The organism is Streptomyces massasporeus, assembly GCF_014648995.1.
Taxonomy (GTDB): domain Bacteria; phylum Actinomycetota; class Actinomycetes; order Streptomycetales; family Streptomycetaceae; genus Streptomyces; species Streptomyces massasporeus.
Map to the genome: position 1 here is coordinate 362,917 of NZ_BMSE01000004.1, position 20,518 is coordinate 383,434.

General features: G+C 71.2%; 17 protein-coding genes. All 17 read left to right on the top strand.

What is annotated here, in order from left to right:
- Nucleotides 1-27: 27 nt before the first annotated feature.
- The 17 genes from IE153_RS13220 (at nucleotide 28) to IE153_RS13300 (ending at nucleotide 20,513) form a co-directional block, all read left to right on the top strand.
- Nucleotides 28-687 (top strand): GntR family transcriptional regulator, encoded by a 660-nt coding sequence (locus tag IE153_RS13220; RefSeq protein WP_189589897.1) that lies wholly within the window; start codon nucleotides 28-30, stop codon nucleotides 685-687.
- Complete coding sequence (locus IE153_RS13225; RefSeq protein WP_189589898.1) at nucleotides 684-1,595, top strand: dihydrodipicolinate synthase family protein; 912 nt, start codon at nucleotides 684-686, stop codon at nucleotides 1,593-1,595. Before IE153_RS13220 ends, IE153_RS13225 begins: the two co-directional genes overlap by 4 nt.
- On the top strand, nucleotides 1,592-3,322 hold the full coding sequence (gene araD, locus IE153_RS13230; protein WP_189589899.1) for an L-arabinonate dehydratase: 1,731 nt from the start codon (nucleotides 1,592-1,594) through the stop codon (nucleotides 3,320-3,322). The genes IE153_RS13225 and araD overlap by 4 nt, the downstream gene beginning before the upstream one ends.
- A gap of 159 nt (nucleotides 3,323-3,481) precedes the next feature.
- Complete coding sequence (locus IE153_RS13235) at nucleotides 3,482-4,417, top strand: carbohydrate ABC transporter permease (protein ID WP_107458689.1); 936 nt, start codon at nucleotides 3,482-3,484, stop codon at nucleotides 4,415-4,417.
- On the top strand, nucleotides 4,414-5,310 hold the full coding sequence (locus IE153_RS13240; RefSeq protein ID WP_189589900.1) for a carbohydrate ABC transporter permease: 897 nt from the start codon (nucleotides 4,414-4,416) through the stop codon (nucleotides 5,308-5,310). The genes IE153_RS13235 and IE153_RS13240 overlap by 4 nt, the downstream gene beginning before the upstream one ends.
- On the top strand, nucleotides 5,307-6,593 hold the full coding sequence (locus IE153_RS13245) for a pectate lyase family protein (protein WP_189589901.1): 1,287 nt from the start codon (nucleotides 5,307-5,309) through the stop codon (nucleotides 6,591-6,593). The genes IE153_RS13240 and IE153_RS13245 overlap by 4 nt, the downstream gene beginning before the upstream one ends.
- Nucleotides 6,590-7,789, top strand: coding sequence for a Gfo/Idh/MocA family protein (locus IE153_RS13250; RefSeq protein WP_189589902.1), 1,200 nt, complete (start codon nucleotides 6,590-6,592; stop codon nucleotides 7,787-7,789). Before IE153_RS13245 ends, IE153_RS13250 begins: the two co-directional genes overlap by 4 nt.
- Nucleotides 7,786-8,631, top strand: coding sequence for a DUF6807 domain-containing protein (locus tag IE153_RS13255; RefSeq protein ID WP_189589903.1), 846 nt, complete (start codon nucleotides 7,786-7,788; stop codon nucleotides 8,629-8,631). The genes IE153_RS13250 and IE153_RS13255 overlap by 4 nt, the downstream gene beginning before the upstream one ends.
- A 29-nt stretch (nucleotides 8,632-8,660) precedes the next feature.
- Entirely contained in the window at nucleotides 8,661-10,175 is a 1,515-nt protein-coding gene (locus tag IE153_RS13260; protein ID WP_189590004.1) for a glycoside hydrolase family 43 protein, read from the top strand.
- A 33-nt stretch (nucleotides 10,176-10,208) separates the two neighbouring features.
- On the top strand, nucleotides 10,209-12,197 hold the full coding sequence (locus IE153_RS13265) for a pectinesterase family protein (protein ID WP_189589904.1): 1,989 nt from the start codon (nucleotides 10,209-10,211) through the stop codon (nucleotides 12,195-12,197).
- 51 nt (nucleotides 12,198-12,248) lie between these two features.
- Nucleotides 12,249-13,613: an ABC transporter substrate-binding protein gene (locus IE153_RS13270; protein WP_189589905.1), complete on the top strand. Its 1,365-nt coding sequence runs from the start codon at nucleotides 12,249-12,251 to the stop codon at nucleotides 13,611-13,613.
- 123 nt (nucleotides 13,614-13,736) lie between these two features.
- Entirely contained in the window at nucleotides 13,737-14,522 is a 786-nt protein-coding gene (locus IE153_RS13275) for a rhamnogalacturonan acetylesterase (RefSeq protein ID WP_189589906.1), read from the top strand.
- Nucleotides 14,523-14,564: 42 nt separating this feature from the next.
- On the top strand, nucleotides 14,565-15,875 hold the full coding sequence (locus IE153_RS13280; protein WP_189589907.1) for a pectate lyase family protein: 1,311 nt from the start codon (nucleotides 14,565-14,567) through the stop codon (nucleotides 15,873-15,875).
- A gap of 97 nt (nucleotides 15,876-15,972) precedes the next feature.
- Nucleotides 15,973-17,082, top strand: a complete 1,110-nt coding sequence (locus IE153_RS13285; RefSeq protein ID WP_189589908.1) for a pectinesterase family protein — start codon at nucleotides 15,973-15,975, stop codon at nucleotides 17,080-17,082.
- Nucleotides 17,083-18,111 (top strand): pectinesterase family protein, encoded by a 1,029-nt coding sequence (locus IE153_RS13290; RefSeq protein ID WP_189589909.1) that lies wholly within the window; start codon nucleotides 17,083-17,085, stop codon nucleotides 18,109-18,111.
- Nucleotides 18,104-19,369 (top strand): pectate lyase family protein, encoded by a 1,266-nt coding sequence (locus IE153_RS13295; RefSeq protein WP_189589910.1) that lies wholly within the window; start codon nucleotides 18,104-18,106, stop codon nucleotides 19,367-19,369. The genes IE153_RS13290 and IE153_RS13295 overlap by 8 nt, the downstream gene beginning before the upstream one ends.
- Nucleotides 19,356-20,513, top strand: coding sequence for a dienelactone hydrolase family protein (locus IE153_RS13300; protein WP_189589911.1), 1,158 nt, complete (start codon nucleotides 19,356-19,358; stop codon nucleotides 20,511-20,513). Before IE153_RS13295 ends, IE153_RS13300 begins: the two co-directional genes overlap by 14 nt.
- The last annotated feature ends 5 nt before the right edge of the window (nucleotides 20,514-20,518 follow it).

Sequence of the window (20,518 nt, forward strand, 5' to 3'; positions counted from 1 at the left end):
CCGAGACGCGAGATCCGAGAGGCGCGCATGACCTCTGTGCCCACGCCGATCCCCTCCCGCACGCAGTACGTGCTGGAGGGGATCAAACACCGCATCCTCACCGGGCAGTTGACGCCCGGGCAGGCGCTGGTGGAGACCGAGCTCGCCGCGCAGTTCGGGGTGTCGAAGACCCCGGTGCGCGAGGCGCTCAAGACCCTCGCCGGGACCGGGCTGGTCGTGATGAACCAGTACAAGGGCGTCACCGTGCGCCTGGTGGACGCGGACATGGCGCGCGAGGTCTACGACGTACGGCTGCTGCTGGAGCCCGAGGCGCTGAAGCGGGCCGTGCAGCGCGGGGCCTCCCTGGACGTCGCCCGCGAGGCGCTGACCCGGGCCGACGCCGCCACCGACACCGCCGAACGCTCCCTCGCCAACCGGGAGTTCCACCGCGCCCTGTACCTGCCGTGCGGCAATCCGCTGCTCGGCCGGATGCTCGACGAGGTCCGCGACCAGGCCGCCCTGGTCTCCGCCGTGGCCTGGGCCGCCTCCCCTTCCTGGGAGCGGGAGGCCGGCGAGCACCGGGAGATCCTGCGGCTCGCCCTCGACGGCGACGCCGACGGCGCGGCGCGTGCCCTGCACGCCCACATCGCGTCCTTCGTGCAGCGCGCTTTCCCCGAGGCGGCACTGGAACAGGAAGGTCAGGAATGAGCAGCGCGGCGTTCGAGACCCAGCGGGCGGCCCTGGCCGACGTGGTGGCGATCCCGGTGACCCCGTTCGCCGAGGACGGCTCCGTCGCGCGGGACACCCACCGGGCCCTGCTGCGCCGCCTGCTCGACGGCGGCATCACGACCCTCACCCCGAACGGCAACACCGGCGAGTTCTACGCCCTCACCCCCGAGGAGCGCCGGCTCGTCACGGAGCTGACGATCGACGAGGCCGGGGAGCGGGCCGTCGTCCTGGTCGGAGTGGGACACGACGTCCCGACCGCCGTCGCCTCCGCCCGGCACGCCCGGGAGCTCGGTGCCCGGATGGTGATGGTCCACCAGCCCGTCCACCCCTATGTCTCGCAGGCCGGCTGGGTCGACTACCACCGCGCCATCGCCGAGGCCGTGCCCGAGCTGGGCGTCGTGCCGTACATCCGCAACGCGCAGCTCACCGGCGCCCGGCTCGCCGAACTCGCCGACGCCTGCCCGAACGTCATCGGCGTGAAGTACGCCGTGCCCGACGCGGCCAGGTTCGCCGCGTTCGCCCGGGACGCGGGTCTGGAGCGGTTCGTGTGGGTCGCGGGGCTCGCCGAGCCGTACGCCCCCTCCTACTTCTCCGCCGGTGCCACCGGCTTCACCTCGGGGCTGGTGAACGTCGCCCCGGCGGTCTCCCTGAACATGATCGAGGCGCTGCGCTCCGGTGACTACCGGGCCGCGATGAAGGTCTGGGAGCAGATCCGCCGCTTCGAGGAACTGCGCGCCGCGAACGGCTCCGCCGACAACGTCACCGTCGTCAAGGAGGCCCTCGCCTCCCTCGGGCTGTGCCGCCGCGAGGTCCGCCCGCCGAGCCGCACCCTCCGGGAGGAGCAGCGCGCCGAGGTCGCCGCGATCGCCGCGGGGTGGTCGATATGACCGGCAGACTGCGCCCCGAGGACCTCAGGAGTCATCAGTGGTACGGCGCCGAGGGCCAGCTGCGCACCTGGTCGCACAACGCCCGGATGCGCCAGCTCGGCTACGAGGCGGAGGAGTACCGGGGCCGCCCGGTGATCGCCGTTCTGAACACCTGGTCCGACATCAACCCCTGCCACGTCCATCTGCGCGAGCGGGCCGAGGCGGTCAAGCGGGGGGTGTGGCAGGCCGGCGGCTTCCCGCTGGAGTTCCCGGTCGCCACGCTCTCCGAGACGTACCAGAAGCCCACCCCGATGCTCTACCGCAACCTGCTCGCGATGGAGACGGAGGAGCTGCTGCGGTCGTACCCGGTCGACGCGGCGGTGCTGCTCGGTGGCTGCGACAAGTCGACGCCCGCGCTGCTCATGGGCGCGGCCTCGGCCGACGTGCCGGCCCTCTTCGTGCCCGCGGGGCCGATGCTGCCGGGCCACTGGCGCGGCGAGACCCTCGGGTCCGGCACCGACATGTGGAAGTACTGGGACGAGCACCGCGCCGGCAACCTGACCGACTGCGAACTGCGTGAGCTGCAGGGCGGGTTGGCGCGGTCACCCGGTCACTGCATGACCATGGGGACCGCGTCGACCATGACCGCCGCGGCCGAGGCCCTCGGTATGACACTGCCGGGCGCCTCCTCCATCCCGGCCGTCGACTCCGGGCACGAGCGGATGGCCGCCGCCTCCGGACGCCGTGCCGTGGAGCTGGCCTGGACGGGGCTGAAGCCCTCCGTAATCCTCACCCGCGAGGCCTTCGAGGACGCCGTCACCACGGTGCTCGGGCTCGGCGGCTCCACCAACGCCGTCATCCACCTGATCGCGATGGCCGGGCGCTGCCAGGTCGAGCTCACCCTCGACGACTTCGACCGCATCGCGCGCACCGTGCCCGTGCTCGCCAACGTCCGGCCCGGCGGCCGGACGTACCTCATGGAGGACTTCCACTTCGCCGGTGGCCTGCCCGCCTTCCTCTCGCGGATCACCGACCTGCTGCACCTGGAGCGGCCCACCGTCAACGGCACCCTGGGGGAGCAGATCGGGAGCGCCGTCGTCCATGACGACGACGTCATCCGCACCCGCGAGAACCCGGTCGCCGCCGAGGGCGGTGTCGCCGTACTGCGCGGCAACCTCTGCCCGGACGGCGCGGTCATCAAGCACATCGCCGCCGAGCAGCACCTGCTCAAGCACACCGGCCCCGCCGTCGTCTTCGACGACTACAGGACCATGCAACGCACCATCAACGACCCGGAGTTGGGGATCACCGCGGACAGTGTCCTGGTGCTGCGCAACTCCGGACCCAAGGGTGGCCCGGGCATGCCCGAGTACGGCATGCTCCCCATCCCCGACCACCTGCTCAAGCAGGGTGTGCGGGACATGGTCCGCATCTCCGACGCCCGGATGAGCGGCACGAGCTACGGCGCGTGCGCCCTGCACATCGCGCCCGAGTCGTACGTCGGCGGCCCGCTGGCCCTGGTCCGCAGCGGTGACTCGATCACCCTGGACGTCGAGGCCCGGACCCTCCAACTCAACGTGAGCGACGAGGAGTTGGAGATCCGTCGCAAGGACTGGACGCCGCCGCCCACCCGCTACGAACGCGGCTACGGCGCCCTGTACAACGACCAGATCACCCAGGCCGACACCGGCTGCGACTTCGAGTTCCTGGCAAGGCCGGGCAAGGCCCCGGATCCCCACGCCGGTTGACCGGTCCCACTCAGGGGCGCGGGGAACGGCGCGACAGAGCACAACGAGTCCGCACTCGCCACACCACCGCAAGAGGCACCCGTACCGCGCTTCCAGGCGGACTCCCGCACATCGAGAAAGCGCTTCCCGTACGACCGTACCTAGATCGGAGACCCTGTCATGGCCCAAGCCGCAGCCGTGGCGAAACCGCCCGCGCCACCCCGGCGGCGCCGGGCCTCCGCCACGCCGCGCAGGCTCCCGTACCTGCTGATCGCGCCGGCCGCCCTGCTGATGCTGGGGTTCATCGCCTACCCGGTCATCAGCGTCTTCTACTACAGCCTGCAGAACTACAACCCCACCAAGCCGTGGCGCAACGGCTACGCGGGCTTCGACAACTTCGTCCACGCCTTCACCGAAGACCCCGTCTTCTGGGACACGCTGGTCTTCAGCGCCAAGTGGGTCGTCGTCGAGGTCGGCCTCCAACTGCTGTTCGGCCTCGCGCTCGCCCTCATCGTCAACCAGACCTTCGTGGGCCGGGGCCTGGGACGCGCCCTGGTGTTCTCCCCGTGGGCCGTCTCGGGCGTGCTGACCTCCGCGATCTGGGTGCTGCTCTACAACTCCCAGACGGGCATCACCCGTTACCTGGCCGACATGGGCATCGGCTCCTACGGGACGAGCTGGCTGTCGGACACCTCGACCGTGTTCCCGGCGGCGGTCGTGGCGGACCTGTGGCGCGGGGTGCCGTTCTTCGCGATCCTCATCCTCGCCGACCTCCAGTCCGTCTCCAAGGACCTGTACGAGGCCGCCGAGGTCGACGGCGCGAGCCGCATCAAGCAGTTCTGGCACATCACGCTGCCGCACCTGAAGGACGCCATCATCCTGTCCACGCTGCTGCGCGCGGTCTGGGAGTTCAACAACGTCGACCTGCTCTACACCCTGACCGGCGGCGGACCCGCGGGCGAGACGACCACGCTGCCGCTGTACATCGCCAACACATCCGTCGACGCCCACAACTTCGGCTACGCGTCGGCCCTGACCACGGTGGCGTTCGTGATCCTGCTCTTCTGCTCGATGGTCTACCTGCGCCTGAGCAAGTTCGGAGGCGAGAGCAAGTGAGCGTCAAGGAAGCCACCAAGTCGGTGCCCGCCCCCGTGCCCGCCACCCCCGAACCGCCGCGCCCCGCCAAGGGCCAGCGGGCCTGGGACGAGGCACCCCGCTGGCAGATCTACCTGCCCCTGGGCATCTACCTGATCTTCACCCTCATCCCCTTCTACTGGATCCTGCTCTTCTCGCTGCGCCCGGCCGGCTCGACCTCGCTCGTGCCCTGGCCGATGACCTTCGACCACTTCGAGAAGGTCTGGACGGACCGCAGCTTCGGCACCTACTTCACCAACAGCGTGCTCGTCGGCGTCGCCACCCTGCTCATGACGACCCTCGTCGCGCTGGCCGGCGGCTACGCCCTCGCCCGGTTCGACTTCAAGGTCAAGCGGGCGTTCATGCTGGCGCTGCTGTGCTCCCAGTTCGTCCCGGGCGCGCTGCTGCTGGTGCCGCTGTTCGAGATCTTCGCCGAACTCCAGATGATCAACTCGCTCGGCAGCGTCATCCTCGCCGAGACGGTCTTCCAGCTGCCGCTGTCGATGATCCTGATCAGCAACTTCATCAAGAACGTGCCGTACTCCCTGGAGGAGGCGGCCTGGGTCGACGGCTGCAACCGCATGACGGCTTTTCGTATCGTGGTGCTGCCGTTGCTGCGGCCCGGTCTGATCGCCGTCGGCTCGTTCGCCTTCGTCCACTCCTGGAACCACTTCCTGTTCGCCCTGATGTTCCTGAACAACCAGGACAAGCAGACGATCCCCGTCGGCCTCAACTCCCTGATGAGCGCCGACAGCGTCGACCTGGGCGCCCTCGCCGCGGGCGGCATCATCGCGGCCGTCCCGGTGGTGATCGTGTTCGCCTTCATCCAGAAGTGGCTGATCACCGGGTTCAGCGCGGGGGCGGTGAAGGGATGAGACTCCGGCAGCTGGCCGTCGCCTGTTCCCTGTTGGGCGTGCTCTGCGTGCCCGCGCACGCCGAGGCCCGGGACATCGGCCGCGACACCCTCCCGGCGAACGACGGCTGGGCGGCGGAGGGCGCCGGGACCACCGGAGGTGCCGCCGCCGACGACGCCCACGTCTTCACCGTGACCGACCGGGCCGGCCTCGTCCGCGCCCTCGACGGCGGCAGCGACACCCCGAAGATCATCAAGATCGCCGGGACGATCGACGCCAACACCGGCGACGACGGCGACCACCTGGACTGTGCCGACTACGCCACCGGCGGCTACACCCTGAAGAAGTACCTCGCCGCCTACGACCCCCGCACCTGGGGCTCCGCCAAGCCCAGCGGCCCCCAGGAGGAGGCCCGCCAGGCATCCGCCGCGCGGCAGGCCGAACGGATCGTGCTGCCCGTCGGCTCGAACACCACCCTCGTCGGACTCGGCGACTCGGCCGTCCTGAAGGGCGCGAGCCTCCAGGTGAGGAACGCGGACAACGTGATCATCCGCAACCTCGACGTGCGAGACGCCTACGACTGCTTCCCGGTCTGGCAGCCCAACACCGGTGGCCTCGGCGACTGGAAGACGGCCTACGACACCATCTGGCTGACCGGCGCCACCCATGTGTGGGTGGACCACGTGACCCTGAGCGACAAGGGCCACCCCGACGCGAAGGAACCCACCCACTTCGCCCGCAACTACCTGCGCCACGACGGCCTTCTGGACATCACCGGCGGCTCGGACCTCGTCACCGTCTCCTGGAGCCGCTTCGCCGGCCACGACAAGGCGATGCTGATCGGCAACAGCGACACGGCGACCAGCGACCGGGGCAGGCTCCGCGTCACCCTGCACCACAACGCCTTCGAGTCCGTCGTCCAGCGCGCCCCACGCGTCCGCTTCGGCCAGGTCCACGTCTACAACAACCGCTACGACATCACCGGCGACGATTTCCGCTACTCGCTCGGCGTCTCCACCGAGTCCAGGATCCACGCCGAGAACAACGCCTTCCACGCGCCCGGCCACGTGGAGGTCGCCGACCTGGTCAAGAGCTGGAACGGCAGCGCCCTGCACCAGAGCGGCACGCTCTTCAACGGCTTCCCGGTCGACCTGCTCGCGATCCACAACGCCTACAACTCGGGCAGCGAGCGCGATCTGACGGCCGACGTCGGCTGGACGCCCACCCTGCACGGCCCGATCGACAGCGCCCGCGCGGCCGACCGGGCGGTGGCCCGCGGCGCGGGTGCGGGGAGGATCCCATGACCGGTCGCATGATCGACTCCATGAGCGAACCCCTGCGTACGCCCCTGCCCGTCGTCCTCGCCGGGGCCCGCGGTCACGGCCGCTGGCACGTCGAGAACATCCGCCGCCTGCAGCACAAGGGCATCGTCCGGCTCGTCGGGATCTGCGAGCTGACACCGCTGACCGAGGAGGAACTGGGCGACCTGGGCGCTCCCGAGCAGTCCGCCGACTTCGGCGCCCTGCTGGACGCCACCGGCGCCCGGGTCGCGGTGATCTGCACCCCGATCCCGACCCACACCGACCTCGCCCTCACGGCGGCCGAGCGGGGGGTGCACCTCCTCCTGGAGAAGCCGCCCGCCCCCTCCTACGCCGAGTTCCGCCGGATGGCCGACGGGGTCGCCGCGGCCGGAGTCGTCTGCCAGATCGGCTTCCAGTCGCTGGGCTCGCACGCCCTGCCCGCCGTCCGCGAGCTGATCGAGCAGGGCGCGATCGGGAAACTGGTCGGGCTCGGCGGCGCCGGTGCCTGGGTCCGCGACGAGGACTACTTCCGGCGCGCGCCCTGGGCGGGCAAGCGGCGGCTGAACGGCGTCGACGTGATCGACGGGGCCCTGACCAACCCCCTCGCCCACGCCGTCGCCACCGCCCTCGCCCTCGGCGGCAGCACCCGCGCCGAGCACGTCACCGGCATCGAGACCCAGCTACTGCGCGCCAACGCCATCGAGTCCGACGACACCTCCTGCGTCCGCGTCACCACCACGCAGGGCCACCCGGTGACCGTCGCCGCGACGCTGTGCGCCGAGGAGGCGGACGAGCCGTACGTCCTCGTCCACGGCGACAGCGGCCGGATCACCTTCTGGTACAAGCAGGACCGGGTGCTGCTCCAGCGCGCGGGGCACGGCCCGCAGGAGTCCGAGCACGGCCGCACCGACCTGCTGGAGAACCTCGTCGACCACCTCACCACCGGCGCGGACCTGCTGGTCCCGCCGGACGAGACCGGCGCCTTCATGAAGGTCGTGGAGGCCATCCGCACCGCCCCCGACCCGGCGCCGCTGCCGGACACCGCCTGGCACCGGATCCCCGGCGAGAACCGCAGGGTGGTGCCCGGCATCGACGGACTCGTCGCGGCCGCCGCCGACACCCTCTCCCTCTACTCCGAGCTCGGCGCCCCCTGGGCCCTGTCCGCGGAGCACCTGTCGAACGAGGTGAGCACCCGATGACCAGCAACGACACCACGGTCCTGCGCGTCGCGGGCCGGCCGGTCGGCCGGTACGTCACCCGGCCCGAACTGCCCGCCCGGCTCTCCCCGCGCCCCTACCTGCACCCCGTCACCACCCTGGCCGGCACGGCCGTGACCGAACTCGCCCCGGCCGATCACGCACACCACCTCGGCGTCGGTGTCGCCGTTCCCGACGTCGAGGGGTTCAACTTCTGGGGCGGGCGCACCTACGTCCGCGACCAGGGCCCGACCGAGCTCGACAACCACGGCTCGCAGCGGCACATCGCCTTCCAGCTGCGCGACCCCGACGGCTTCGTGGAGGAGCTGCGCTGGGTGGCCGCGGGGGGCGAGCTGCTGCGCGAGCGCCGTACGGTCGCCGCCACCGAACTCGCCGACCAGGCCTGGGCGCTGGACCTCACCTTCTCCCTCACCAATGTCACCAAGGGCCCCCTGTCGATCGGCAGCCCCGCGACCAACGGGCGCCCGGGCGCGGCCTACGGCGGCTTCTTCTGGCGGGCCTGCAAGGAGGCCTCGGCGCCTGAGGTCTTCACGGCCGGGGCCGACGGGGAGGACGGGGTCCACGGCCGGCCCGCCGACTGGCTCGCCCTGCGGGGCGGCACCTGGACGCTGGTCTTCGCCGGCGCGACCGAACAGACCCGCCGCGACCCGTGGTTCGTGCGCACCGAGGAGTACCCGGGCGTCGGATCCTCCCTGGCACACGAGGAGCGCGTACCGCTCCCGCCGGGCGAGACGGTCGTGCGCCGGGTGGTCACCGTCGTCGCCGACGGCCGACTCGACCGGGACGCCGCGGCGTCCCTGGTCCGCAAGGCGGTGAGCCCGTGACCGCAGAGACCTCGCGTGGCGGTGAGGCCGTGACCCCCGAGACCTACCGCAACCCGATCCTCGACGCCGACTGGTCCGACCCCGACGTCGTCCGCGTCGGCGACGACTTCTACCTGACCGCCTCCAGCTTCGGCCGGGCCCCCGGACTGCCGCTGCTGCACTCCCGGGACCTGGTCAACTGGACCCTGGTCGGCCACGCCCTCGAACGCCTCGAACCGGCGGCCGAGTTCGACCGGCCCCGGCACGACTGCGGCGTCTGGGCCCCCTCCCTCAGGTATCACGACGAACGCTTCTGGATCTTCTGGGGCGACCCCGACCAGGGCATCTTCCAGATCAACGCCCCGCAGATCAGGGGCCCCTGGACCCGCCCGCACCTGCTGAAGGCCGGCAAGGGCCTGATCGACCCCTGCCCCCTGTGGGACGAGGAGACCGGAGAGGCCTACCTGGTCCACGCCTGGGCCAAATCTCGCTCCGGCGTCAAGAACCGCCTCACCGGCCACCGGATGCGCCCCGACGGCACCGGCCTCCTCGACGAGGGCAAGGTCATCGTCGACGGGGACCGCATACCCGGCTGGTTCACCCTCGAAGGCCCCAAGCTCTACCGCCACGACGGCTGGTTCTGGATCCTCGCCCCCGCCGGCGGCGTGGAGACCGGCTGGCAGGGCGCCTTCCGCTCGCGAGGCTTCTTCGGGCCGTACGAGGAGAGGATCGTCCTGGAGCAGAAGGACACCGACGTCAACGGCCCCCACCAGGGCGGCTGGGTGCGCACCCCCTCCGGCGAGGACTGGTTCCTGCACTTCCAGCAGCGCGGCGCCTACGGCCGGGTCGTCCACCTGCAGCCCATACGCTGGGGCCCGGACTACTGGCCGGTGCTCGGGGACGACGGCGCCCCCGTCGCCGAACACCGACGCCCCGCCCTGCCGCCGCAGCCGCCCGCCGCCCCCGCCACCGACGACGACTTCCCCGGCGGACGGTACGGCCGCCAGTGGCAGTGGACGGCCAACCCGGGCGACGGCTGGGCCACCCAGCACTCCGGGGACGGGCTGCGGCTCACCTGCGTCCGCTCGGCAGACGCCCACGACCTGCGCAAACTGCCCCATGTGCTGACCCAACGGCTGCCCGGCGCACCCTGCGCCGCCGAGGTGGAGCTGCGCCTCGACAGCGACGAGCCCGGGGCCCGGGCCGGGCTCGCGGTCCTCGGGGACGCGTTCGGCTGGATCGGCCTCCAGCGGGGCACGGACGGCACCGTCCACCTCGTGCACCGGTTCGCCGAGGCCGTCGCGGAGAGGGAGCGCGACGCCGCTCACCCCCGCATCGCTCCCGAGGGCCGGGCCCGGCTGCGGATCGAGATCGGCGCGGGGGCACGGTGCCGCTTCTCGGCGGACGTCGGCGACGGCGAGGGATTCCGTCCGTCCGGCCCCGTCTTCACCGCCACCCCGTGGCGCTGGGTCGGCGCCCTGCTCGGCCTCTTCGCCCTCGCGCCCGCCGGTCAGGGGCACGCCGGTACGGCGGCCTTCACCCGGTTCAGGATCAGCGCCTCGTAACGCACCTTCGTCGTACGCCTGTGGGGAGCCGCAATGACGCACTTCCGTAGCAAGCGCTTGTCGAGACCGGGGCACGGCAGGACCGCGGCCGCCGTGCTCGCCCTGGTCGCCGCGCTGGGCCTCGGCGCGATCGGGGACGCCCGGGCCGCTCCGGCACCGCGGTCCGGCCCGGCCGCGGACCGCTGGACCGACCGGCCGCACGGCTTCGCCTCCCTCGCCGGCGGCACCACCGGCGGGGCGGGCGGCAAGGTCGTCACCGTCACCGACCAGGCCGCCCTGGCGAAGTACGCGGCGGCCGAGGAGCCGTACGTCATCCGCGTCAAGGGCGCCGTGGAGATGGAGCCCTTCGGCACGGAGATACCCGTGGCCTCCGACAAGACGATCATCGGCGTGAGCGACACGGCCGAGATCGTGCACGGCGGCTTCACCCTCGACCCCGGCACGCACAACGTCGTCATCCGCAACCTCACCATCCGCGACACCGCCATCGAGGGCAACTGGGACTGCAAGGACACCGACTACGACGGCATCCGCCTGGACACCGCCCACCACGTGTGGATCGACCACATACGGTTCTCGCGGATCTGCGACGGACAGCTCGACATCCGCAAGGACAGCGAGTACGTCACCGTCTCCTACAACCGGTTCACGGACAACAACAAGACCTTCGGCATCGGCTGGACCCCGAACGTCAAGACGCAGATCACCGTCGACCACAACTGGTTCCGGGGCACCAAGCAGCGCAACCCGTCCGCCGACAACTGCGCCTACGCGCACCTCTACAACAACTACCTGTCCGCGCAGCTGTCCGACGGCGACCCGGTCTGGACGTACGGCAACTGGTCGCGCGGCCGGACGAAGATGGTCATCGAGAACAGCTTCTACGACGGCGTCCAACACCCCTACCAGGCCGACGCGACGGCCGAGCTGGTGCAGCGCGGGTCGGTCCTGCGCAACACGACGGGCCGGCACGACGCCTGGGGCACGGCGTTCGACCCGCGCACGTTCTACGCCTACCGGCTCGACCCGGCCGCAGCCGTGCCCGCGCTGGTGAAGCGGTTCTCCGGGCCGCAGAAGCGGATCGGCGGCCCGGTCGAGCTGCACGTACCGGCCGACTACCCGACCGTGCAGGCCGCCGTGGACGCCGTGCCCGACGGCAACGACACCCCGCTGACGATCGCCGTCGCGCCGGGCACCTACCGCGAGAAGGTGTTCATCCCCGCGAGCAAGCCGGACCTCGTGCTGCGCGGCACCGGACGGGACCGCTCCGACACCGTCATCGTCTTCGACACGCCCGCCGAGTACGGGGGTTCGACGGGCAGCGCCACCGTCCGGATCGCCGCGAACGACGTCACCGCGCGCAACCTCACCTTCAGCAACGACTTCGACGAGGCCGCGCACGAGCTGAAGGGCGAGCAGGCTCTGGCCATGAAGACGACCGGCGACCGGATCGTCTTCGAGGACACCGCGTTCCTCGGCAACCAGGACACCCTGATGACCGACAGCCCCAAACTGACCACCGTCAGCCGGGTCTACGTCCGCGACTCCTACATCGAGGGCGACGTCGACTTCGTCTACGGACGGGCCACGACGGTGATCGAACGGTCGGTGATCCGGGCCCTGAGCCGTGGCTCGGACTCCAACAACGGCTACATCACCGCGGCTTCGACGTGGAAGGGCAACCCGTACGGGTTCCTGATCACCAGGTCGGAGATCGTCAGTGACGCCCCCGCCGGGACCTACCACCTGGGGCGGCCCTGGCACCCCGGCGGCGAGCCGGACGCGGTCGCCCAGGTGCTGATCCGGGACACCCGGCTGCCCGCCGCGATCAAGTCCTCACCGTGGACCGACATGAGCGGGTTCTCGTGGAAGGACGCGCGGTTCACCGAGTACCGCACCTACGGCCCGGGCGCGTCGGTCACCCCGGACCGCCCGCAGATGAGCGACCGGGACGCGCGCGCCCACACCGTCACCGCCTATCTGGCGGGCGCCGACGGCTGGGCGCCGCACACCCACCGCTGACCACCCCCACACCCTCAAGTTCCGCTGGATCCAGAAGAAGAGAGCCGACCAATGAAGATCAGCAATCACACCGGCAGCAGAGGCGGGCGCCGCCGCACCTCGGCCGCCGTGGCCCTGGGGGCCGTGCTCGCGCTGACCGCGACCGCCTGCGGCGACGACGGCAGCGGGGCGGGCGGCGACAAGGGCGCCGACGGAAGCGGCAAGGGCAAGATCGTCTTCTGGGACAACAACGGCGGTGTCCGCACCGAGATCTGGAAGGAGATCATCGCCGACTTCGAGAAGGCCAACCCCGACATCAAGGTCGAGTACGTCGGGATCGCCTCGACCGAGTACCAGTCCAAGGTCGACACCGCCCTCCAGGGCGGCGGCCTGCCGGACGTCGGCGGCGTGGGCGCGGCGATGCTCGCCGGGTTCGCCGCGCAGGGCGCGCTGGAACCGCTGGACGAGCGGCTCGGCTCGTCGTCGTTGAGCGGCAAGCTCAACAAGGACATGGTCGAGTCGCTGAAGGCGGCCGGTGGCGGGGACGACAAGCTGTACTCGATCCCGACCTCCGCGAACAACGGTGTGCTGTACTACCGCACCGATCTGTTCAAGAAGGCGGGGCTCGAGGAGCCGACGACGTGGGAGCGGTTCTACGAGGCCGCCGAGAAACTGACGAACTCGGGCAAGAACGAGTTCGGTTACACCATTCGCGGTGGCGCGGGTTCCATCGCCCAGGCGCTGGACGCCATGTACGGGCAGTCCGGCATCACGTCGTTCTGGGACTCCAGTGGTGAGAAGACCACGGTCAACGACCCCAAGAACGTGGCGGCGCTGGAGAAGTACGCGGCGCTGTACAAGAAGGTCACTCCGGCCGCCGACCTCAACAACGACTTCACGAAGATGGTCGCGCAGTGGGACTCCGGCACGATCGGGATGCTGAACCACAACCTGGGGTCGTACCAGGACCATGTGAAGGCGCTCGGGATCGAGAAGTTCCGGGGCATTCCGCAGCCGGTCGGCGCCGGCGGCAAGCGGGTGCAGGTGTCCAACCCGGTCGACGGGCTGGGGCTGTTCAAGAGCGGCAAGAACAAGGACGCGGCCTGGAAGTTCATCGAGTTCGCCACGTCCAAGGCGGAGAACTCGAAGTTCAACGAGGCGGCGGGGCAGGTGCCGTCGAACACGGACGCGGCGAAGGACGCGTGGATCTCGAAGGCCGAACCGACGAAGCTGGCCGCTGACGCGTTGTCGGACGGGTCGACGACGATCGTGCAGCTGCCGTATTACCTGCCGGACTGGAACACGATCTCCAAGGCCGACAACGAGCCGAACTTCCAGAAGGTGCTGCTCGGGAAGATGAGTGCGAAGGAATTCCTGGACACGATGGCCGAGCAGCTGAATGCCGCGCAGGAGGAATGGAATCAGCAGAAGGGCTGATTCCTGCTGAGTATCGCCGTGGGACGGTCTGTGGGTTGCAGGCTGCGGGCCGTCCCTGGCTGGTCGCGCAGTTCCCCGCGCCCCTTGAGGTAGGAAAACACTCCCCTTTGAAAGGGACTCCGCGTGTCTCTGAGTCGTAGACAGGTTGCTGTTGCCGCAGCCACTGTTCCGCTGGCGCTCGGCGCCGCCGGCACCGCTCACGCCGGTGCTCGTCGTACTCCCACTCTCTACATCGCCGGTGATTCCACCGCCGCGCAGAAGTACAAGGACGCCGCGCCCGAGACCGGGTGGGGAATGGCGACTCCGTTCTTTCTGCAGGCATCCCGGGTCGCTGTCTCCAACCATGCCGTGAACGGGCGGAGTTCCAAGAGCTTCGTCGACGAGGGGCGGTTGAAGGTGATTCTGTCCGCCCTCCGGCCCGGGGACTTCCTGCTCGTCCAGTTCGCGCACAACGACGAGAAGGCGGAGGATCCCACCCGGTACACCGAGCCCTGGTCGACGTATCAGCAGTATCTGCGGATGTACCTGGACGGGGCCCGGGCGCGTGGGGCGCGGCCGGTGCTGGCGACCTCCGTGGAGCGGCGGCGCTTCGACGCCGCCGGCAAGGCCCTGCCGACGCACGGGGAGTACCCGGCGGCCATGCGGGCGCTCGCCGCCGAGGAGCGGGTCCCGCTGCTCGACGTCCAGGCGCTGTCGCTCGCCCTGTGGCAGCGGCTCGGGGTCGAGGAGACCAAGAAGTACTTCAACTGGACCGCCACCGAGCAGGACAACACGCACTTCAATCCGCCGGGGGCCATCGAGGTGGCCCGGCTCGTGGCGCGGGAGCTGCTGCGGACCCGGGTGCTCGGGCCGCGTGATGTGCGGCGGCTGGACGAGCGGATTCCCGAGTCCTGGATCACCTGGCCGTAGTCCGGCGTGCCACCCCTGACGAAGAAGGAAGAGAGCCGCACCATGAACGTTCAGAAGTGTCATGATCATGTCATCGCGAGAGCGGCCGTGCTCATCGGCTGCACCGCGCTCGTGCTGTCCCTGAGCGGCACCGGCGCGCAGGCCCAGCCCCGGGACGTCGCCCGCCAGACCCTCGCGGCGAACGACGGATGGGCCTCCTACGGCTCCGGGACCACGGGCGGCTCCCAGGCGGACGCCGCGCACGTCTACACGGTCACCACCTGGGAGCAGTTCCGCGCCGCCCTGAAGGACGGCGGGTCCGCACCGAAGATCATCAAGGTCAGGGGCGTGATCGACGCCGTGTCCGAGGGCTGCGACGCGTTCGCGGCCGCCGGGTACGACCTCCAGAAGTACCTCGCCGCCTACGACCCCGCCGTCTGGGGCCACGACAAGCCGGTCAGTGGCGAGCAGGAGGACCTGCGGGCCGCGTCGGCCGCCGCACAGGACAAGACCATCAAGGCGAACGTGCCCGCCAACACCACCATCGTCGGTGTGGGGAAGGGCGCCGGGATCCGAGGCGGCAGCCTGCAGATCAAGGGCGTGGACAACGTCATCGTCCGCAACCTCGCCTTCGAGGCCCCGATCGACTGCTTCCCCCAGTGGGACCCGACCGACGACAACAAGACCGGCGCCTGGAACTCCGAGTACGACGGCATGGTGGTGTACGGATCCACCCATGTGTGGATCGACCACAACACCCTCACCGACGGCCGCTACCCCGACAGCAGCCTGCCGACCTACTTCGGCAAGGTCTACCAGCAGCACGACGGCCTGCTCGACGTCGTGCGCGGCGCCAACCACGTGACGGTGTCCTGGAACTCCTTCGAGGACCACGACAAGACCATGCTGATCGGCAACAGCGACGGCGCCGGCGCCGACGACACGGGCAAACTCAAGGTCACCCTGCACCACAACCGCTTCGAGGGCATCGTCGAGCGGGCCCCGCGCGTGCGGTTCGGGCAGGTCGACGCGTACAACAACCACTTCGTGGTCACCACGGACCAGCCGTACGCCTACACCTTCGGCATCGGCGCCTCCTCGCAGCTCCACGCCACGGACAACGCCTTCTCGCTGCCCGCCGGGGTCGGCGCCGGCAAGACCCTGAAGAAGTGGAACGAGGCGCCGCTCACCGCCGAGAACAACTACGTCAACGGCAAGCGGACCGATCTCATCGCCGTGCACAACGCGGAGATCCCCGGCGAGATCCTCAAGTCCGGCGCGGGCTGGAAGCCGACCCTGCGCACGAAGGTGGACTCACCGAAGGCCGTGCCGCAGATCGTCGACCGGCAGGCCGGCGCGGGCCGGATCTGCTGACACCCCCGGACACCGGCCGGGGCGGCCCGCACCGCACCCCCACCCCGGGGTGCGCCCGCCCCGGCTCCTCCCGCAGCGACATCGAAGGAGCAGCCGCATGCCCCTGTCCAGAAGACGATTCCTGACGGTGAGCGCCGGAGCGGGCGCCGCGCTCGGCGCGGCCCCGGCCCCCGCGCGGGCCGCCGGCCGCCCCCGCCCGTTCGGCCGGTACGGCTCACCGGCCGCGCGCCTGACGCCCGGGACGCTGTACGTCCATCCGGGCGGCGCCGGTGACGTCACCACCGTCCGGGACGCGGTCGCCGCGGCGAACGGAACCGGGCACACCCTCGTCATCGCCCCCGGCACCTACCGGGAGACGGTGGCCGTCGACCGCACCCGCACCGCCATGACCTGGATCGGGGCGAGCGAGGACCCCCGTGACGTCGTGGTCGTGTACGGCAACGCGGCCGGGACGCCCAAGCCGGGCGGCGGCACCCACGGCACGACCGGCTCCGCCACCACCACCGTCCAGGCCGACGGCTTCGGCGCCCGCTGGATCACCTTCGCCAACGACTGGCTGCGCGCCGACCACCCCGACATCACCGGCACCCAGGCCGTCGCCCTCAAGGTCCAGGGCGACCGCTCGGCCTTCCACCACTGCCGGTTCCTCGGCCACCAGGACACCCTGTACGCCGACTCCATGGCCCTCGGCACCTTCGCCCGCCAGTACTTCAGCCACTGCTACGCCGAGGGCGACGTCGACTTCGTCTTCGGACGGGCGACCGCCGTCTTCGAGCAGTGCCACTTCCGGACCCTGTCCCGGACCGACCTGGCCGGCGCCCCCTACGGTTTCGTCTTCGCGCCGTCGACCGCGGGGGCCAATCCGCTCGGCTACCTGGTGACGCGCAGCCGCGTCAGCAGCGAGGCACCCGACGGCTACTACAAGCTGGCCCGGCCCTGGGTGCCCAGCTCCGACACCACCGCCCGCCCCATGCTCACCGTGCGGGACACCCGGCTCGGCCCGGGCATCGACGCGCTCGCGCCCTACGCGAACATGTCGGACGCGTACCCGTGGCAGGCCCAGCGCTTCGCCGAGTACCGCAACACCGGGCCGGGCGCCGCCGTCACCGTCCTTGCCAACCGGCCCCAGCTCACCCCGCGGCAGGCCCGGTCCGCGACCCGCGCCGCCTGGCTCGGCGACTGGGAGCCGTGGAAGGAGGTGTGCTGAGTGCACCGGCGCACCCTCCTCACCGGAATCACCGCCGGGCTGGTCGCCGCGGGCACCGCACCCGCCCTCGCCTCGGCGGGCCGGCGCGTCCTGCACGTTCGCCCCGGCGACTCCGTCCAGGCCGCCGTCGACGCGGTGAGCGGCCCGGGATGGATCGTCGTCGTGCACCCGGGGACGTACCGCGAGGTCGTCAGCGTCCCGGCCGCCAAGGCCGGACTGACCCTCAGGGGTGCGACCGGGGACCCACGCGACACCGTCATCATCTACGACAACGCAAACGGCACGCCCAGGCCGGACGGTTCGGGCACCTACGGCACCGCCGGTTCCGCCACCTTCACCTCGGCGGCTCCCGGGCTGACCGTCCGCGATCTGACCCTGGCCAACGACTGGCTGCGCGCCGACCACCCCGAGATCACGGGGACGCAGGCCGTGGCGGCGTACACGTACGGCGACCGGACCCGCTTCGAGAACGTGCGGCTCCTGGCCCACCAGGACACCCTCTTCGTCGAGACCGGCGCCCTGGACACCTTCGACCGGCAGTACTTCCGCGACTGCTACATCGAGGGCGACGTGGACTTCGTCTTCGGGCGCGCCACGGCGGTGTTCGAGCACTGCCACTTCCGCACGCTGGCGCGGGACGTGGACTTCACGCCCAAGGGGATGGTCTTCGCCCCCTCCACGGCCCGGGCCAATCCGCACGGCATCCTCGCCGTGCGCTGCCGGATCACCTCCGGCGCCGAGGACGCGGCGTACAAACTGGCCCGGCCCTGGGTGCCGTCGTACGAGACCACGGCATGGCCGTCGCTGGTCGTGCGGGGGACCCGGATCGGGCCCGGCATCGACGCGGTGGCCCCGTACACGAACATGCGGGACGCCTACCCGTGGCAGAGCATGCGGTTCGCCGAGTACCGGAACACGGGGCCGGGGGCGGCGGTCCAGGTGCCCGGGAACCGGCCCCTGCTGAGCCACGCGCAGGCCCGGTCGCACACCAGGGAGACCTACCTCGGCGACTGGCGGCCGTATGCGTAGGGCCGCCGCGCTCCTCCTCGGACTGTGCCTGCTCTGGACGGCCGCCCCGGCCACCGCCGCCGACCGCGCCCCCACCGGCTGGGCCTCCACCGGCCCCGGCACGACCGGCGGGGCGGGCGGGCGGACCTGGACCGTGCACACGCGCGCCGAGCTCAAGGGCGCCCTCGCGAACGACGGCGACCCGACCGCGCCCAAGGTGATCCGGGTCGCGGGCGACATCAACGGCCATGAGAGCGACGACGGTTCCCTGCTCGGCGAGCAGGACTACGCGCCCGGATACGACCTCGCCAAGTACATGTCCTGCTTCGGCGAAGACGGCGCCGTCTGGTCCGACACCCGCTTCGACCACTGCAAGCGGCAGCGGCAGCTGCGGCAGACCGGGTCGAACCAGGAGAAGGCGCAGATCCAGCTCACCGTGCCGAGCAACACCACGCTCGTCGGCGCCGGCCGCGACGCCCGGCTGCTCGGGGTGTTCCTGACCGTCAACACCGGCAGCAACATCATCGTGCGGAACCTTCACCTCGAAGCACCCGTCGACCACTTCACCAGTTGGTCCCCGGACGACGGCACCCACGGCAACTGGAACGCCCGCTTCGACGCCATGACCGTGATCACGGGCAGGCACATCCGGATCGAGAACTGCACCTTCACCGACGGTCGCTTCCCCGACCGCGAGGCACCCCTCGGCTTCCACGGCGAGCGCGTGCAGCGGCACGACGGGCTGCTGGACATCGAGGACGGCTCCGACTTCGTCACCGTCTCCGACAGCCGCTTCGAGAACCACGACAAGGCGATCCTCATCGGGTCGGGCGACGGGCGCGGCGACCGTGACCGCGGGCACCTCAAGGTGACCTTCGCCCGCAACCTGTTCAGCGACATCGTGCAGCGCGCCCCCCGGGTCCGCTTCGGGCAGGTGCACGTCGTCAACAACGTCCACCGGGGCCGGGCGCCGCTCTACGCCCTGGGCGTCGGCGTCGAGTCGGCGATCTTCTCCGAGCGCAACGTCTTCCGCTATCCCGGCGCGGAGCCGCCGCTCGCCGTCGCCGCCTACGGGGGCGCGGAGTTCCACGACACCGGCTCCTGGTTCAACGGCCGGCCCGCCCGGCTCGACGCCGTGGCGAGCGCTCTGGGTCTCGGGAACGACGTCGGCTGGGACCCGGCCGACGTCTACGACCACCGTGCCCTGACCTCCCCGGCGGCGGTCGAGCGGTACGTGACTCGGCACGCCGGAGCCGGGAGGCCCCATGGACGCCCATGAAGCCCTGGGACGACGCACGTTCGTGGTCGGGGCGGGGACCGCGCTGCTGGGCGGGGGAGCGGTGAGCGGGGCGGAGGCGGCGGTCGTGGACGGCCCGCTGCCCGACTTCCACCCGGCGCTGAAGAACGCCCTGACCTTCCCGCTCGCCTGGGGCCGGTCCCCGATCCGCGACTTCCGCGCCTGGCGGCGTGCCGCCCGGGCCACCGTCGAGGAACACCTCCTCGTCGAGCGGCAGGACGGGACGCCGTACGCCCCCGAGTTCGGCGGCCGCTCTCAAGGCGAGGGATATACCCGGGAGTTGGTGACCGTCTCCCTCACCCGCTACGAACGGGTCCGCGGCGCCCTGCTCACCCCGCACGGCCCCGGGCCGTTCCCCGCCGTGCTGCTCCTGCACGACCACGGCGCGAGGTTCGACATCGGCAAGGAGAAGCTCGTCCGGCCCTGGTACGACGACACGCGCCTCGCCTCCGCCCGGGCGTGGGCGGAGAAGTACTTCAGCGGGCGCTTCGTCGGGGACGAACTGGCCCGGCGCGGCTATGTCGTGCTCTGCCTGGACGCCCTCGGCTGGGGCGACCGCGGCCCCCTCGCCTACGACCAACAACAGGCCCTGGCCTCGAACTTCTACCACCTCGGCTCCTCGGTCGCCGGGCTCATGGCCCGGGAGGACCAACGGGCCGCCGCCTTCCTGGCGGGGCTCGACCGGGTGGACGCCCGGCGGGTCGCGGCCGTCGGATTCTCCATGGGCGCCTACCGCGCCTGGCAGACCGCCGCCCTCAGCGACCACGTCGCGGCCGCCGCGTGCGTGTGCTGGATGACCGGCCTGAAGGAGATGATGGTGCCCGGCAACAACACGCTGCGCGGGCAGTCGTCGTTCCACATGCTCCACCCCGGCCTCGCCCGGCACCTCGACATCCCCGACGTGGCGAGCATCGCCGCCCCCAGGCCGATGCTCTTCCTCAACGGCGGGCTCGACCCGCTGTTCCCCGCGGACGGCGTGCGCGTCGCCCACGACAAGCTGCGCGCCGTCTGGCGATCCCGCCACGCCGAGGAGCGCTTGCGGCTGAAGACATGGCCGGAGCTCGGCCACGTCTTCACCGACCCCCTCCAGGACGAGGTCTTCCGCTGGCTCGACTCCGTCCTGTGAACCAT